Genomic DNA, 16728 nt, shown 5'->3' with positions numbered 1-16728 from the left:
ATGAGTTTAAAAAGCAAATTACACGAACTTAAACTGAAGTATCAGGGTAAGAAAATGGCTCCTGCCTTTAATGCCTTTCATACTTTTTTGTTTTCGCCAGATGAGACTACTCATGCAGGTGGTACACACGTAAAATCGGCAGATGATTTAAAGCGAACAATGAACACGGTAATAATGGCGCTGGTACCAGTGTTAATATTTTCTATGTTCAACGCAGGTTACCAACACTATTCTGCAATAAACGGATTTCCGGCAGATTTTTCTTTGATGAATGATTTCCTTACTTGGGACAATTTTTGGATCGGTATCATCAAGGTATTGCCATTAGTAGTTGTTTCTTACGGTGTAGGTCTTTTGGTAGAATTTATTTTTGCTGTTATAAAAGGTCATGAAGTAGAAGAAGGATATTTGGTTACTGGTATGTTGGTGCCTTTAATAGTGCCTATTGATACACCACTTTGGATGTTGTCTGTAGCCGTTGTTTTTGGTGTTGTTATTGGTAAAGAAGTTTTTGGAGGTACAGGAATGAATATTCTTAACCCTGCATTGACTATTAGAGCATTTTTGTTCTTCGCTTATCCTACTTGGATGAGTGGTGATAAAGTTTGGGTTTATGGAGCTCGTGAGCGTTCAGAAGAAATTTTAGCTGGCGCAAACGTTGATGCGATTTCAGGTGAAACCATATTAGGTTATTTAGCTCAGAATAAGGGGGCTGAAATGACATATTCTGTTTCAGATATGTTCTTCGGTTTTATACCAGGTTCTGTAGGTGAAACTTCTGCTTTTCTAATCTTATTAGGTGGTTTGTTCTTGATTTTCACAAAGATTGCTAGTTGGAGAATAATGGTGAGTGCCGTTATTGGTTCATTGGTAATGGGCTTAATATTCAATCAGGTAGTAGATTTTGGTTGGGTAGGCGAATCAAGTAAATTTTATGGATTGATGAGTTTCGATTTCTGGAAACATTTAATCGTAGGTGGTTTGGCATTCGGTATTGTCTATATGGCTACTGATCCAGTTACTGGTTCACAAACAAATAAAGGGAAGTGGTATTATGGTTTCTTTATTGGATTTATTTCTGTGATGATTCGTGTATTCAACCCTGCATACCCAGAAGGTGTTTTCTTGGCTATCCTTTTAATGAACGTATTTGCACCAACAATTGATCATTATGTTGTAAGGGGTAATATTAAAAGAAGAATGAACAGATTGAAAAATGCCACTATCTATCCAAAAGATTCAGATGGCAAGGCAGAAGAACTTAAAGCTGAAACAGTTTAATTATGGCACAAAAAACAGATAGTAACGTTTATACAGTAGTTTTTGCGGCTGTTATGGTGGTGGTAGTTGGGTCAATACTTGCGTTTTTGGCTTCAGCATTACGCCCTAATATTAAAGAAAACGAGCGTTTTGAAAAACAGCAGAATATTCTTTACGCAATGGGTGTTAACGAAAATGGTGATGATGCCGGTAGTGTAAACTTTATACCTACAGATGTAGTAGAAGATGAGTTTGCAAGTTATATCAAAGAGCAATTGGTTATTCAAGGAGATAAAATCACTGAAGATAACGAAGCATATTTGATTGATTTAAAAAAGGAATTGGCTAAGATAAAAAAAGGAGAACCTTATAAGTTGCCTGTTTTTATTGGGGAGAAAGATGGTAAGAAATTTTACATCATTCCTATGTACGGCAAAGGTCTTTGGGATGCTATTTGGGGTTTTATCGCTTTAGATGACACAATGACTGTTCAAGGTGTTTATTTTGACCATAAAGGTGAAACTCCTGGTTTAGGTGCGAACATTAAAATGCGTTATTTCATGGACGATTTTACTGGAGAGACTATTCTAAATGGTACTCAATATGCAGGTATAGCTGTTGCAAAAGGTAATAACGACCCTTTGAATAAAACAAAAGACGATAATGAAGTAGATGCCTTAGCTGGTGCTACTATAACAGGTAACGGTGTTTCTGCTATGATTAAGGAAACCGTTAAATTATATAAACCTTATTTAGAAACAATTAGAGCAAAGTAATATGGCACTACTATCAAAAAAAGATGCAAATCTTATTACGGATCCACTTGCAGACAATAACCCTATTACTATTCAGGTATTAGGTATTTGTTCGGCATTGGCAATTACAGCAGAGCTAAAGGCGTCTTTGGTAATGGCTATTTCTGTAATGTTCGTATTAGGTGCAGGTAACGTAGTTATCTCATTGATGAGAAATATAATTCCATCTAAAATTAGAATTATTGTTCAGTTAATCGTAGTTGCTACATTGGTAATTATAGTGGATCAGGTACTTAAGGCATATGCTTATGAGTTAAGTAAAACCTTGGCTGTATTCGTAGGTCTAATTATTACAAACTGTATAATTATGGGTCGTTTTGAAGCTTTTGCTTTGGCGAACGGACCATGGCGTTCATTTTTGGACGGTATTGGTAACTCTTTAGGTTACGGTGTAATCTTGATAATTGTTGGTTTCTTTAGAGAATTATTAGGTTCTGGTACTTTATTTGGATATCCAGTGTTAGGAGATCCTATAACAAAAACAGGTTTGTACGCTACAGGTTACGAGAATAATGGTTTCATGATTATTCCACCAGCGGCATTAATTGTGGTTGGTATCATTATTTGGGTACAACGTTCAAGAAATCCTGCACTAGTAGAAGAGAATTAAACAGACATTTAAGTAGAAATTATGTTAGAACATGTAGAATTATTTTTTAAGTCCATCTTTATCGATAACATGGTGTTTGCCGTGTTCTTGGGGATGTGTTCTTATTTAGCGGTATCCAAAAAAGTGGCTACTGCAGTTGGTTTAGGTGCTGCTGTTATATTCGTATTAGCGGTTACTGTACCTATGAACTGGTTGTTAGATAAGTATTTGTTACAAGACGGAGCCTTAGTTTGGTTAGGTCCTGAGTATGCAGATTACAACCTTAGCTTTTTATCTTTTATTCTATTCATTGCTACCATTGCTACAATGGTACAATTGGTAGAGATTGTAGTTGAGAAATTCTCACCTTCTTTATATAACTCATTGGGTATATTTTTACCATTGATTGCAGTAAACTGTGCAATTCTAGGTGGATCTTTATTCATGCAGGCAAGAGAAATTGAAACCTTAGGCTTAGCATTCAATTATGGTGTAAGTTCTGGTATTGGTTGGTTCTTGGCAATTTTAGCAATTGCAGCAATTCGCGAGAAAATTAGATATAGTAATGTTCCTGCACCTTTAAGAGGTCTGGGTATTACATTTATCATTACGGGATTAATGGGAATTGGCTTTCAAAGTTTTGGAGGTATGTTAACTGGTGGCGGTGATGATGCTGAAGAAGCAGCTGAACAAGTTAATCAGGTGATTGTACCAGAAATGGTTACTCCTGTAGACGAAGAAGTAGTAGTAGAAAAGAACAAAGAAATTGACGAAAAGGTAATTTCTTATAACGACGTAAATAAATAAACATGATTTTAGCTGCAAGTACAGGCGGAACTATTTTAATAACTGTTGTCGCATTTCTAATACTGTTAATGGCGTTAGTAGCATTGCTTCTGTTTACTAAACAAAAGCTATCTCCATCTGGTCCTGTAACCATTACAATTAACGGAGAGAAGAAAATTGAAGTTTCTTCAGGTGGCTCTTTATTGTCGACCTTAGGTAACCAAAAAGTCTTTTTACCATCTGCCTGTGGTGGTGGTGGAACATGTATTCAATGTGAATGTCATGTACTTTCTGGTGGTGGTGAAGCATTGCCTACAGAAACTCCACATTTCTCCAAAAAAGAATTAAACCATGGTGCACGTTTAGCTTGTCAAGTTAAGGTAAAGCAAGACATGGAGATTACGATTCCTGAAGAGGTATTCGGTATTAAGAAATGGCCTGCAAAAGTTGTTCGTAATTATAACGTTGCATCTTTTATTAAAGAATTTGTAGTTGAAATCCCTGAAGATATGGGTTACAAAGCTGGAGGTTATATTCAAATTGAAATTCCTGAATGTGAAGTAAAGTATGCTGATATTGATATTACAGCACACCCTGAGGAACATGAAACTCCAGATAAATTCCAAGCAGAATGGGATAAATTCAACCTTTGGCCTTTAACAATGAAGAATCCAGAAACGGTTGAAAGAGCGTATTCAATGGCTTCTTTCCCTGCTGAAGGAAGAGAGATTATGTTGAATGTACGTATTGCAACTCCGCCATGGGATCGTGCTAAAAATGGATGGATGGATGTTAACCCTGGTGTTGCTTCTTCTTACATTTTCAATTTGAAACCAGGTGATGATTGTACTATTTCTGGACCTTACGGTGAATTCTTCATCAATGAGTCAGATTCAGAAATGTTATACGTAGGTGGTGGTGCAGGTATGGCGCCAATGCGTTCTCACTTATATCACCTATTCAAAACATTAAGAACGAATAGAAAAGTATCATACTGGTACGGTGGTCGTTCTAAAAGAGAATTATTCTATTTAGACCACTTTTATAAATTAGAGGATGAGTTTCCAAATTTCAAATTTTACCTAGCATTATCTGAACCACAAGAAGAAGATAATTGGAAGGTGAAAGAAAATATTGATGCTCCTGGTGATGGTTTCGTAGGTTTCATTCACAATTGTGTAATTGATAACTACTTAAGCCTTCATGAGTCTCCTGAAGATATTGAACTTTATTTCTGTGGACCTCCGTTAATGAACAAGGCGGTTCAGAAAATGGGTGAAGATTTCGGTATCCCAGATGAGCATATACGTTTTGATGATTTTGGTGGATAAACCTTAAGTCTTGAAATTAATAAAAACTAACCGATATGTAATGTATCGGTTTTTTTATAAAAAATAGTTTAGGATGCATGTATTAACAGAACAAGAGCTTCATAATTTGGCAATGAATATTGTTGGCAAAAAGTTAGAAGATGAAGGATTTGAATTTTTAGCCGTAAACAGTGAATTGCGAAAGAATCCGCAGTTTGTTTGTACGAAGGATAAAAAAATGCGCTTTGTTGTGGTAAAAGCAATTGAATACCCTGGTGATCCAAAAGACATGGATTTTTTTATGTCTGACCTCAATAAAATGAAAGAACATGCCATTAAATTTGAGGCATCGACATTTTATGCTGGTGTTGGTTTGGTTAACGCCACAGATCATAATTTACCAGTTTATTTAGATGAAGAATATATAGTGGATTACGATGGTTTAGTAGAATTATGAAGAAATATATTTTAGGAATTGCTTTAGTTTTGGGTTTGTTTCAATCTTGTAAACAAGATAGGAGCAAGGTGAGGAATGAAAATGTAGGAGGAGCTTTAGGTACTTCTTATAGTATAATTTCAATCTCTAGCGGGAAATTAGATTTACAAAAGGATATTGATTCTGTATTTGCTGTCATAAATCAATCTTTGTCAACTTATATTCCAGAGTCAGATATTTCTAGAATTAATAACGGAGATACTACCGTTGTTGTTGATAGAATGTTTCAAGAGGTATTAGATTTATCTAAATCCATTCATAAAGAAACCAATGGTTTTTTTGACCCCACTGTGGGTACATTGGTAAATGCATGGGGATTTGGACCTGAACGTCAAATTTCGATGGACAGTCTAAAAATTGATAGTTTGTTGAACTATGTAGGACTGAATAAGATTACTTTGGATGATATCAATCATATAGTAAAAGATAATCCTAATATCTATTTAGACTTTAATGCAATTGCAAAAGGATATGCTATTGATAGGTTAGCGGCTATGTTAGATGCTAAGGGTATTGAGAATTATCTCATAGAAGTAGGAGGTGAATTGGTAGCAAAAGGTAAAAATACTATTAAAGATAAGTTTTGGATAGTTGGTATTGATGATCCTGAAATGGAAGTGAATAGATCTACTAAAATATTAATTCATTTAAATGATAGAGCATTAGCTTCTTCGGGCAACTATCGTAAGTTTAGAATAGATGAAAAAACTGGGAAAAAGTTTGTGCATACTGTAAATCCAAAAACTGGGTACACCCAAGTATCTAATACACTTGCCGTAACTATATTAGCTGACAATTGTGCTACAGCAGATGCTTATGCAACAGCATTAATGGCAATGAATATAGAGGATGCTTTTGCGCTTGTTGAAGTAAATAAAAGGCTAGAAGCTTATATTATTTATCTAGATGAGAATGGGGAAACAAAAGAGTTTTCAACTGAAGGGTTTAAAGCGCTTGTAGTGAAATAACTATTTTTTTACGAACGGAATTATCTCTCCTGGAGCTAAGCGATATCTGTTGATGTTTTCTTGGCTCATTAGCTTTGTAAAATCTATTTCTTCGACGGTAAAACCTATGCCTCTTAATTTATCAAAGTAATCTCTTCCGTAAATACGAACATGGTCATATTGACCAAATATTTTGGCGCGTTCAACTTTGTCAGTTATGGTATCGTCTTCGTAAGTTACGTCTCTGTTCAAATCTTGCGGAATTTGAAAAATGCCCCAACCGCCAGGTTTTAGAATTCTATATAACTCAGACATTGCTTTCGTGTCATCTGGTATATGTTCTAATACATGATTGCATAGAATTACATCAAACGTATTATCTTCAAAAGGAAGATTGCAAATATCTGCCTTTACATCCGCTAGAGGAGAATTTAAATCTGTAGTAATGTAATTTAGATTCTTTAGTTTTCTAAATCTTTTATAGAAAGCTTGTTCAGGGGCAAAATGCAAAACATGCAACGGAGCAGTGAAAAAATCGGTTTCTTCCTTTAAAAATAACCATAATAAGCGATGGCGTTCTAATGATAGGGTAGAAGGTGAAAGCACGTTCTCACGTGGTTTTTCATATCCGTAAGGTAAGAAGCTACGAAAAGTATTACCGTCAATAGGGTCTTCATAGGTATTACCACGATAGTAAGCCTTAAAAAAAGGCTTTACTATATAGCTTAAAGAAATTAATACAGGTCTTGGAACAAGGTTAAGAAAAAATTTAAAAATTTTCTTCATCTGTATTTTCTAACTTTTTACGGTAGAGTTTCTGAACTCATCTTCTTCGTCACTTACAATACCTAAAGCTTCATAAATATATTTGAAAGTAGATAGTAACTCTGGTTTTCCATTAACTATGGCAACATCATGTTCAAAATGAGCGCTAGGTTTACCATCTGCGGTAAGAATTGTCCAGCCATCTTTAAGCTGCTTAATATTCTTTGTACCCATATTGGTCATAGGTTCAATAGCAACCGTCATGCCTTCAACAAATTTCTTGCCTCTACCACGTCTACCATAATTTGGCATTTCTGGACCTTCATGCATTTTTTTTCCTAAACCATGACCAACCAATTCACGTACAACACCATAACCATGATCTTCAGTGAATTTTTGAATGGCATACCCCACATCACCAACACGATTACCAACTTTAAATTCTCGAATACCAACGTATAACGATTTTTTGGTAACTTCTAATAATTTCTTTATTTCTGGGCTAACTTCTCCTACTTCAAAAGTGTAAGCATGGTCTCCGTAAAATTCATTTTTCAAAGCACCGCAATCAATCGAAATAATATCCCCTTCAACTAAAGGGGTGTTATTTGGAATACCATGTACTACTTGAGCATTGGGGCTCATACATAATGAGTTCGGAAAATCGTATAGACCTAAGAAACCAGGCACTGCACCATGGTCACGAATAAAAGTTTCGGCCAAAGTGTCTAAATGTAGTGTAGTAACTCCGGGTTTAACTTCAGAGGCTATCATTCCTAAAGTTTTAGAAACAATAAGCGCACTTTCGCGCATTAACTCAATCTCTTCGGCTGTTTTTAATTTAATCATAAAATAAAATACTTTCGGTTGTGCTTAAATTAATACCAATGAATTTTGGGTCATAAATTTTGATTTTTCTACACCCATCATTTTTAAGATAGTAGGTGCAATATCTCCTAATACACCATCTTTTATATGGTGAATATCTTTGTCTACTAAAATTAGAGGAACAGGGTTGGTGGTATGTGCCGTGTTAGGGCTACCATCTTCATTTACCATAGTTTCACAATTACCGTGATCGGCAATAACAATTACAGAGTAATCTTTTTCGATAGCTGCTGTAATAACATCTTTTGCACATTCATCTACCGTTTCACAAGCTTTAATTGCAGCTTCCATAACACCGGTATGACCTACCATATCTGGGTTGGCAAAGTTTAAGCAGATAAAATCAACATCTCCTTTTTGAATTTCGGGAATGATTTTATCTCTAATTTCATAGGCGCTCATTTCTGGTTGAAGGTCATATGTAGCGACCTTAGGTGATGGACATAAAATACGTGATTCGCCATCAAAAGGAACTTCTCTACCGCCATTGAAAAAGAAAGTAACGTGCGGATATTTTTCGGTTTCTGCAATACGTATTTGCTTTTTACCTGCATTAGCCAATACCTCACCTAAAGTTTCAACGATATTATCTTTGTTATAGACAACATGAACTTTTTCATAAGATTCATCATAATTGGTAAGCGTAACGTAGTATAAGTTAAGTTTATGCATGTTTTGCTCATGCATATCTATCTGACTTAGAACTTGTGTTAGTTCTCGCCCACGGTCAGTTCTAAAGTTGAAGAATATAACGACATCATCTTCTTTTACAGAAGCAACAGGAGTGCCATCTGTACTGGTCATTACGATTGGTTTTATAAACTCATCGGTAATATCATTGTCATAGCTTTTTTGAATGGTTTTGCCAATGTCAGTAGATTTCTCACCTTCTGCATTTACAATAACATCATAAGCCTCTTTAACTCGCTCCCATCGTTTATCACGATCCATAGCGTAATATCTACCTATAACGGTAGCTAGTTTTGTGTTTTTGTCAGCACCAAAATGTACGATATCTTCTAAAAAACCTTTTCCACTTTTGGGGTCTACATCTCTACCATCGGTAAAAGCATGTAAATACATATTTTCAACACCAGATTCTTTACCAGCTGTAATAAGTCCTTTAATATGATTGGTATGGCTATGTACGCCACCATCACTTAAAAGCCCTAAAAAATGAACATCTCTATTATTCTTTTTTGCGTATTCGAAAGCACTTTTTAAAACCGGCTCAGAACTTAAGGTATTCTCTTTAACTGCCTTATTGATTTTAGCCAAATCTTGATAAACAATACGACCAGCCCCTAAATTCATATGACCTACTTCGCTATTACCCATTTGACCTTCAGGTAGACCTACGTTCATACCATCTGTAAGAAGGTTAGAATTAGCATATTTGGTATATAAACTATCTATAAAAGGAGTGTTAGCTTTATCTACTGCAGATATAGATGGGTCAGGAGATTTACCCCATCCATCTAATATCATTAAGATTACTTTTTTGTTCATCTTCATAAGGTTTTAGGAGTACAAAAATACTATGTTCTGCCAAGTTAAGCTACTAGATTACCGACCTTTTTCATTTTGGTGGTGTATCCCAACATTTTTTCAGTTTGGGTGAAGATTTGTTTGTTAAAGTTTAGTTATAACAATGTTAAAGGATGAAACAATTAATGATAACTGGCGTCTTTTAAATGTACACTAATGTACTCATCAATTAAAAATCAATCATCATGAAAAAAGTAATCCTAACATTATCTATGGTAGTTCTTACCATAGGAACAACTGTTTTAGCTGCGGAAAATGAAACTTTAGCACCAATGAATAGCATTGAACTTGTGTCAAGAGCAGACATTAGCTCTTTTTGTAAAGCTGTTATACAAGGCGATTTAGAAACTGTAAAACGGTTAATCGATTTGGGCGAAGATGTTAATCAGAAGTCTTTAGGAATGACACCTGCCATGTTCGCTGCTCGTTATAATAAAGTAGCTGTGTTGGAAATGCTCATTATTAATGGTGCAGATTTAAAAACACAAAGTAGTCAAGGGTATACTGCTAAGCGTTATGCAGAGTTATCAAATGCTTCTGAAGCATTAAAATTAATTGAAACTTCAATCGGTAGTTAGGTGGCAAATATTCATTGCATTATTTGAGATAATCGAACTTTGAACAGTTATAAGCTATATCTACATATTTGGCAAATGTTTTAATTGTTAAATAATTGCTATATCTTTACTAAAATTATGTTATTAATAAAATATTATATCTAAATTTAAGTTATTAATAATATTATTAATCAAAATCATATTCATATTATGAAAAAATCAATCTCAATTTTGTTGGTCGTTAGTGTGTTTACATTAACAGGAGTTTATGCAAATAATAATGACAGTACTAATTTGAATGAAGCAGTATCGGTTTCTGTTAATGAAGAAATTAGTTCGTTATGTAAAGCAGTTATGAAAGGTGATGTAGATCAAGTGAGAAGTTTATTGGCTTTAGGTGAAAAGTCTAATGAGAAGTCTTTAGGTCTAACGCCGGCAATGTATGCCGCTAGATATAATAAGGCAGATGTACTTAAAGTTTTATTGTTGAACGGCGCAAATCTTAACATTAAAAGCGATCAAGGTTATACTGCAAAAGACTATGCGAAAATGTCGAATGCTAAAGATGTTTTAGATGTAATTAAGCAAGATTCATAGTTTTATCTTTATGAGAAAATAAAAAGGGTTCATTGATATATCAATGAACCCTTTTTTAATACTACGTAATTTTACTTCAAATAGTGTTCAGGTAAAAGAGTAAAACGCGTTAAAAATCAAATCCATTTGCTGCTCTCACAACAAAAGCATACAGTGCCGAAAATATCATTAGGGCACAAAATACTGAGTAGACCTTTAAAAATGTAACCAAAACAATTGGTTTACAGTTCTCAAACGCCTGCACGTATAAGTTTTTAAAATGTGTAATTGTTCCCATTATAGTGTTCTTCTATGATTAAATCATAGCTATAAAGGCAATTCAATATGGCAAAATAAGCTTGGGACTTCGCCAAATGTACAAAAATATAAAGACCGCGTATTGTCCTCTAGATTAAGTGTACTAAAAAACCGATTAACCTTGGTTTTTGTATTTGTCTATGGCATCTCTGATTTTTTCTATTCTATTTTCAGGATCAGGGTGGGTGCTCTGAAATTCAGGAGTACGATTTGGACCGCCAGCGGCTTTTAAAATTTCCATCACTTTAATCATCTCGTAAGGGTCATATCCAGATTGGATCATAAATAGAACACCTAATTCATCACTTTCCAACTCATCGCCACGACCATTTTTAAGTAGTGTATTCTGACCAATACTTCCTAAAATACTACCCATATCGCCAGCACCAACGGTAGCACCCATAGTTGCTGTCTGCCAAGTTTGGCTATCAGCTATTCTTTCTGCAGAGTGTCTGCCGATTACATGACCAATTTCATGACCTAAAACCCCAGCTAATTGTGCTTCGTTAAGTTGAGAGAATAAGGCGTAAGTAATAAAACATTGTCCGCCTGGCAATGCAAAGGCATTTATGGTTTGATCATCTGCCAATAAATGAAAATCATATTGGTAAGGCGTTTCTTTGGCTATACTATTTTGAACTAGTTTGTTGCCAACAGATTCAACAAATGCCTGTAATTGTTGATCAGGATATAAACCACCATGTTGTTGCGCCATTTCTGGGGCACTTTGTAACCCAATAGCTATTTCTTGTTCAGAAGACATAGTAATATGTTGCGAGCGACCAGTATATGGGTTCTCTTCGGTGTTGCTGCATTTTTGTATAAATGCAAAGGCAACAATTGCCAAACCGATAAATATTCTAATTTTCCAACTTCCTCTTCTCATGGTAATGTGTTATAGTACAGTGTCTAATGTACGAAATGCTTACAGTAGGTTTCTATTAATATCTAATATATTATTTTGAATATAAGATCTTAAAAAGCTCATTGTAAAATTTTCAGCACCATAAAAATCTTCGCGAATAAGAATAGATGCGATGTTTTTACTCCTAAATTGTTCAAGCATAGGTATCGATAATGGGGCATAGCTATAATGCCATGGCTCGTATTTGAAACCTCTTCTTTTTGCTTCGTCGGTATAAACTAAGAAAAATCCGTAAGTCTCAGAGTTTTCATCCATCCATTTTTTGAAATCAACATAAGGACCTTCACCTTCATACTTATGTGGTACAAGAACATCACCATCTACTTTTCTATATCCGTCTACTACATCAATATCGGTACCCCAATGATGTCTACTCGTACCAGGTATGGTAGAGTATTCAATAATTTTGTCAATAGCATCTGTAGGGTTCATGCCATCATCGTCAGTGTATTTTAAATATTTACGTTCAAAAATTGCTTCTTGTCTATTGTAACTTCTAAAGCTTGAAACTATTTTTAAATCGATACCGTCTTTATAAGCTGCCTTTTTCATTTCTACAAAGGCATCATGGGCTTCTTTTCTTAGGTTGATATCTTTACCGTACAACTCAATATCTTCTTTACCCATGAGTTCTAGAATACTATACTCTGTTTCTTCTTGAATAAAGAAAGTAGGGGCAAGGGCAAGGGCCAAAGCTGCCGAACTACTTCTGTTAATAAATGTTCTTCTCTGCATAATTGTATATTGTGTTATGTAATGCAAAAGATTTGCCAAACTATACCAAAAGAAAAAAACTTTTGAAAGTAGTAAATCATGCAATCTTAAAGTAAAAGTAATGAATATTGACCTTAATAGAAGTATTGATCAATTTTCATCATATGTGGTAAGGTATAAGTACCCTTGATGTTTATAGTTTAGATCATTAAAGGTCACTATATAAAAATAGATGCCAGAAGGTAAACCAATATTTTTAGTAATTACGCCATTTACATTCGATATACCCGTAAACTCATCGCTATAGTTGTTCTTGGAGAATACCAACCTGCCATATCTATTATAGATTTGTAAAACATTGTTAGGTGAACCTTCAATGCCTTCAATTTCTAAAAAGTCGTTAATGCCATCGCCATTGGGGGTCATGTAATAATTATCTAACATGATATTATCTAAAATTCCTAAGAGGTCAGAGTTACCGCCAATAGTTATAATTTCATAATCGCTTGGTGTAAACTCTACAGAAGTTACCGATCCATTTGTAAAATCACCTTCAACATTTGTATTGCCCAAATCGACCCAAATATTATCATTAACACTCCAGCCAACAACTTTTATATCTGTAATAGCCTCTCCAAATAAGTGAGCATAACTTTCTTCGTCCCAGGTCAAGGTCACTTTTGACGGTATACTGCTTTCAAGGTGCCAAAACTCATATTCACTTACAGCTAATGCTTCATTCTCTTTAATAAATGTACTGAAGCTAGTATTAAATACACTTGGCGTATTAGGGTCTTCATAATAGTATGCAGATTTTGCATAATCGTTAGAACTCACCGATGCAATGCTTAACGGACGCAATTTATCGAAATGACCAATTGGGAAGGTGAATTCAGATTTCTTGCTCAAGGCCGCATACCCATCAACTTTGGTTGAGTTTCCTTCGCCATTGTAGAATGAATCATTTAAAAAATTAATATTTACTTCGGATGCTATCCTTGATGTAACGATATCTCCTACAATAAAGTTTGCGTTATTTTGAATACCGACCGTATTGTCTATATAAAGATTATTATCTACTGCAACTTCAAAATCATAAAAAATAGGATTAGATCCACCTGATATAGATAAAGCTTTGTCGAAAGAATAAAAACCAACTAGACCTTTGTTTTGATTGAATGCACCATTATTTATAACATCCATATGGAAACCAACAATACCATCGTCATGAATTTGAATATTACCATGATTATGCACTGCATCTTGTGCTACAATGGTATTTTGTAGTAGTAAGAAGCCAAGTATGATTTTGAATAATTTCATGATTTTAGTAGGTCATTGTTATATTAGAAATAGAGGCGTCTACACCGTGAAATGACGAATCAAAATACAGTGGGTTGGTAGCTTTTTTAGATGAAGAATATATGACAATATCATTCTTTAAATAGGTTACATTATCTAAACAATCTACATTAATAGTTAATCTATCTCCAGCTGAATATCCACTAACATATCCTAAACTTGCTCCGTTTTCTCTTATTTGAATTTGACTGTTAGTGACCATATACATCGCATAATCTAAATTTGTATAAGATGCGCTAGTTGATGGTGTAGTGCTTAAACCGATCATAACGTATTTGTTAGATTGATCGGCAACCCAATCTAAGTGTCCGCCTGAAGTAGGGCTAAGAGCATTAGTTGAAGAATAGCCTTGTGCATTCCAACCTGCTGTGGCTGTCTTTAATAATTTGTTTCCGTCATATGTCATAGAACCGGTCAGGATCATATCTGCAATACCAATGCTATTGGTAGTTAAAGTTGTAGATGACTGTAAAATAAACCCTCCTGATAATGTGCTAGTACCTGCATTATTAGTCACTGAAATGTCATAATTACCAAAAGAAGAACCAGAAGTTACATTAGCCGTAATTTGAGAAGAACTGTTAATAACTACTGAATTTACTGTCTGCCCTGTAATAGCTACTGTAGAAGCACCGTCAAAGTAGGCGCCTTGAATGATTACATTTCTGGTTTCATTGGTCCCAAATAAAGAACAGTTGCCTGTTCCAGCATCAGAATTTGAAACAATAGGGGTATTACCTGGAACGGTTGGTAAGAAGTCTACATCTGGGTCAACACCATTAGAAAATGTAAAAGAACCATCTGGGTTTGTTGTGAATGTGGGTTTGATTGAAGAAACGATATATGGATCTACCGAAGTACCTGAGCCAACGATAGTTACATTTCCGTCAGATATTATTTTTGTTTCATTACCCTCAGGGGTAAGTTTCTGCCATGCACTACCTGTAAATTGATACAGAAAGCTATCATCGGAATTGTAAATTAACGAACCTTCATATGGGCTAACAATTGCATTTATTTCAGCTAAAGTAGCCGAATGTATAGCTACCAAGTCACCTGCGGTAGGTGCTTGCGAAAAGCCCAACTTGGCAATTAAAATTAATAATATAATTAGTATTTTTTTTATCATTTGTAAGCTTCAAAAATTATTACTAAGCCATCAGCGAAGCTGTCAGTATTAATAGTGAATCCGTCTGAGGTAAAACTACTGACCGTGGCAGTTGTTAAACCTAAGTTGTCTCCATTTTGGTTGGCATATCTTATCCCAATACTATGAGAACTAGATGCATATCTAGATATATCGTTTATTGAATTTCCACTACCTCCATTAAAAATCACTTGTTCTGTAATTGTACCATTTTCATCTCTAGCGAAACCTTTCATACTACCGTAGGCGTTAGGTAGACCAGTTTCATTGTTTACTGTGCCATTATCAATATCCATATCATAATCTTCAACATTTGCATAGGCAACAAATGACACAGATGAAGGTTGAAATGGGATACCGGTAATTGAAGAAGAACCAGTGCTGGTTATTCTAAATGTACCGGTATATGTTTTTTTCTGCCCCATAACATTCCATGATGTACCGTCAAAAACATATACCTCGTTGTCATCAGTATTAAACACTAAAGAACCTTGTGCGGCATCTGTTGTGCTAGTGACTTCAGTGGTTGTGCCAGTGGTTAAGCCTACAAGTAGACCGCTATCTAATTGTGCATTGGCTGTGATACCTATTAAAATGGCACATGTATAAATAATGTATTTTGAATAATTCATATTATAAATCTAAAACGGTAAACATAAATTCAGAATCGAAACGACTTCTATCTGTACCACCATTATCATTATCACCAATGATTACCTCAAAACTTGTTGTGGTTTGGTTAGAGTAGGAGATACCAGGATCATCATTACCAACACCATTTCTACCTGGTTGTGATAATTGTATAATATAATCTGCATCAGATACTGAACCTGTAGGTAATGTTACACGATAGTAACCAATACTAATTCTTGTAACTGTAACTCCGGTAGTTGCCTTAGTTATAGTACCAGTTGAGCTAATTTTACCTATTACTTTTACAGGGTTGTAATTATCTACCCATTCTGTGCCCGTCGCTGTAGCGCTAAGTACTTGACCAACTGTGCCGGCAGAATCATTTTCATCTAATACGGTACCCTCTAATTCTAAAGTTTCGTTTATAATTACAGAAGTGGTACTTGTAGTTCCATCAATCCTTAGTGCTTCCGCTCCGTCAACACTAAATCCTATTTGCTCATCATTCGGACTAAACATTCCCGTATTAGAATCATCAGAGAATCTATAAGAAGGAACTCCTATTGTTCCGTTGGAATTGTTTAGACCGCTAGTTCTTGTAGCTCCATTTACAGTAAGTTTATTTGATCCAGTCAAAGGATTTCCGATACTTAGTCTATTATCTGAATTGTTCCAGAATAATTGTCCATTATTTTCTGTTGGCGTTCCGTCAGTATCAGCAAAGAAAATAGAACCTGTAGTACCAGATAATTTATATCCAGAAAGGTCTACACCTGTAGCGCCAGCCTCCGCATTCGTTAAAGTAAGAATGTTGGTAGCACTTAAGCTTAAATCAGAAAGTTCATTGGTTGCAGAAACATCTTCGTCGGCAGTATTGTGCGCTGCAATTGCAGTTGCATTGGTCGAGATATCGGTAGCGTTTGTAGCGATAGCGGTATTTTGAGTTGCTTGCTCAGCTTCAAGAGTATCTATATCCGTTGCGTTTGCAGCTATTGCAGTATTCTGTGTTGTTTGCTCCGCTTCAAGAGTATCGATATCGGCAGTATTCTGGTCAACATCTGCTCTTATTGTAGTGTCGTCATATGCAAGTCC

At 35.2% G+C, this 16728-nt stretch carries 19 protein-coding genes; 9 read left to right on the top strand and 10 right to left on the bottom strand.

Annotated features, from left to right (window positions below; genetic code table 11):
* From Q0871_RS17840 to Q0871_RS17810, 7 genes are all read left to right on the top strand, one after another.
* The gene (locus tag Q0871_RS17840) at nucleotides 1-1281 is read left to right on the top strand and encodes an NADH:ubiquinone reductase (Na(+)-transporting) subunit B (protein WP_299326148.1); all 1281 of its coding nucleotides are present in this window, start codon (nucleotides 1-3) and stop codon (nucleotides 1279-1281) included.
* 2 nt (nucleotides 1282-1283) lie between these two features.
* Nucleotides 1284-2036, top strand: a complete 753-nt coding sequence (locus tag Q0871_RS17835) for a Na(+)-translocating NADH-quinone reductase subunit C (protein WP_299326146.1) — start codon at nucleotides 1284-1286, stop codon at nucleotides 2034-2036.
* Between the two features lies 1 nt (nucleotide 2037).
* Nucleotides 2038-2685 (top strand): NADH:ubiquinone reductase (Na(+)-transporting) subunit D, encoded by a 648-nt coding sequence (locus Q0871_RS17830; protein ID WP_299326144.1) that lies wholly within the window; start codon nucleotides 2038-2040, stop codon nucleotides 2683-2685.
* A 21-nt stretch (nucleotides 2686-2706) separates the two neighbouring features.
* Nucleotides 2707-3471, top strand: a complete 765-nt coding sequence (nqrE, locus tag Q0871_RS17825) for an NADH:ubiquinone reductase (Na(+)-transporting) subunit E (RefSeq protein ID WP_299326142.1) — start codon at nucleotides 2707-2709, stop codon at nucleotides 3469-3471.
* A gap of 2 nt (nucleotides 3472-3473) precedes the next feature.
* Nucleotides 3474-4781, top strand: a complete 1308-nt coding sequence (nqrF, locus tag Q0871_RS17820) for an NADH:ubiquinone reductase (Na(+)-transporting) subunit F (RefSeq protein WP_299326140.1) — start codon at nucleotides 3474-3476, stop codon at nucleotides 4779-4781.
* A 73-nt stretch (nucleotides 4782-4854) separates the two neighbouring features.
* Nucleotides 4855-5217, top strand: a complete 363-nt coding sequence (locus Q0871_RS17815) for a Na(+)-translocating NADH-quinone reductase subunit F (protein WP_299326138.1) — start codon at nucleotides 4855-4857, stop codon at nucleotides 5215-5217.
* Nucleotides 5214-6224 carry an FAD:protein FMN transferase gene (locus Q0871_RS17810; protein ID WP_299326136.1) on the top strand — a complete coding sequence of 337 codons (1011 nt, stop codon included), beginning with the start codon at nucleotides 5214-5216 and terminating at the stop codon, nucleotides 6222-6224. Before Q0871_RS17815 ends, Q0871_RS17810 begins: the two co-directional genes overlap by 4 nt.
* On the opposite strand, the gene Q0871_RS17805 is transcribed toward Q0871_RS17810, so the two are convergent.
* From Q0871_RS17805 to gpmI, 3 genes are read right to left on the bottom strand one after another with little or no spacing between them, the layout of a single operon-like run.
* Nucleotides 6225-6989 (bottom strand): class I SAM-dependent methyltransferase, encoded by a 765-nt coding sequence (locus tag Q0871_RS17805; protein ID WP_299326134.1) that lies wholly within the window; start codon nucleotides 6987-6989, stop codon nucleotides 6225-6227. It lies immediately after the preceding gene.
* 9 nt (nucleotides 6990-6998) lie between these two features.
* On the bottom strand, nucleotides 6999-7817 hold the full coding sequence (map, locus tag Q0871_RS17800; RefSeq protein WP_299326132.1) for a type I methionyl aminopeptidase: 819 nt from the start codon (nucleotides 7815-7817) through the stop codon (nucleotides 6999-7001).
* Nucleotides 7818-7841: 24 nt separating this feature from the next.
* Nucleotides 7842-9365, bottom strand: coding sequence for a 2,3-bisphosphoglycerate-independent phosphoglycerate mutase (gene gpmI / locus Q0871_RS17795; protein WP_299326130.1), 1524 nt, complete (start codon nucleotides 9363-9365; stop codon nucleotides 7842-7844).
* Between the two features lie 224 nt (nucleotides 9366-9589).
* Here gpmI and Q0871_RS17790 point away from each other — a divergent pair, with 224 nt between their 5' ends.
* Both Q0871_RS17790 and Q0871_RS17785 read left to right on the top strand, forming a co-directional pair.
* Nucleotides 9590-9982 carry an ankyrin repeat domain-containing protein gene (locus Q0871_RS17790; RefSeq protein WP_299326128.1) on the top strand — a complete coding sequence of 131 codons (393 nt, stop codon included), beginning with the start codon at nucleotides 9590-9592 and terminating at the stop codon, nucleotides 9980-9982.
* 189 nt (nucleotides 9983-10171) lie between these two features.
* Nucleotides 10172-10558 (top strand): ankyrin repeat domain-containing protein, encoded by a 387-nt coding sequence (locus Q0871_RS17785; RefSeq protein WP_299326126.1) that lies wholly within the window; start codon nucleotides 10172-10174, stop codon nucleotides 10556-10558.
* Between the two features lie 109 nt (nucleotides 10559-10667).
* On the opposite strand, the gene Q0871_RS18765 is transcribed toward Q0871_RS17785, so the two are convergent.
* The 7 genes from Q0871_RS18765 to Q0871_RS17755 all read right to left on the bottom strand — a co-directional run.
* Entirely contained in the window at nucleotides 10668-10835 is a 168-nt protein-coding gene (locus Q0871_RS18765; protein ID WP_363323252.1) for a DUF6747 family protein, read from the bottom strand.
* Nucleotides 10836-10970: 135 nt separating this feature from the next.
* A complete protein-coding gene (locus Q0871_RS17780) occupies nucleotides 10971-11741 on the bottom strand; it encodes a M48 family metalloprotease (protein WP_299326124.1) in 771 nt (256 codons plus the stop codon).
* 39 nt (nucleotides 11742-11780) lie between these two features.
* Complete coding sequence (locus tag Q0871_RS17775) at nucleotides 11781-12515, bottom strand: M15 family metallopeptidase (protein WP_299326122.1); 735 nt, start codon at nucleotides 12513-12515, stop codon at nucleotides 11781-11783.
* Between the two features lie 129 nt (nucleotides 12516-12644).
* On the bottom strand, nucleotides 12645-13817 hold the full coding sequence (locus tag Q0871_RS17770) for a gliding motility-associated C-terminal domain-containing protein (RefSeq protein WP_299326120.1): 1173 nt from the start codon (nucleotides 13815-13817) through the stop codon (nucleotides 12645-12647).
* A 4-nt stretch (nucleotides 13818-13821) separates the two neighbouring features.
* Nucleotides 13822-14985: a hypothetical protein gene (locus Q0871_RS17765; RefSeq protein WP_299326118.1), complete on the bottom strand. Its 1164-nt coding sequence runs from the start codon at nucleotides 14983-14985 to the stop codon at nucleotides 13822-13824.
* On the bottom strand, nucleotides 14982-15635 hold the full coding sequence (locus Q0871_RS17760; RefSeq protein WP_299326116.1) for a hypothetical protein: 654 nt from the start codon (nucleotides 15633-15635) through the stop codon (nucleotides 14982-14984). Before Q0871_RS17760 ends, Q0871_RS17765 begins: the two co-directional genes overlap by 4 nt.
* Before the next feature lies 1 nt (nucleotide 15636).
* On the bottom strand, nucleotides 15637-16728 hold a 1092-nt coding region (locus tag Q0871_RS17755; protein ID WP_299326114.1), incomplete at its 5' end, for a hypothetical protein.

The sequence above is a fragment of the uncultured Maribacter sp. genome, assembly GCF_947500985.1.
In the GTDB taxonomy this organism is placed as follows: Bacteria; Bacteroidota; Bacteroidia; order Flavobacteriales; family Flavobacteriaceae; genus Maribacter.
This window is presented reverse-complemented; position numbering and strand designations above follow the sequence as displayed.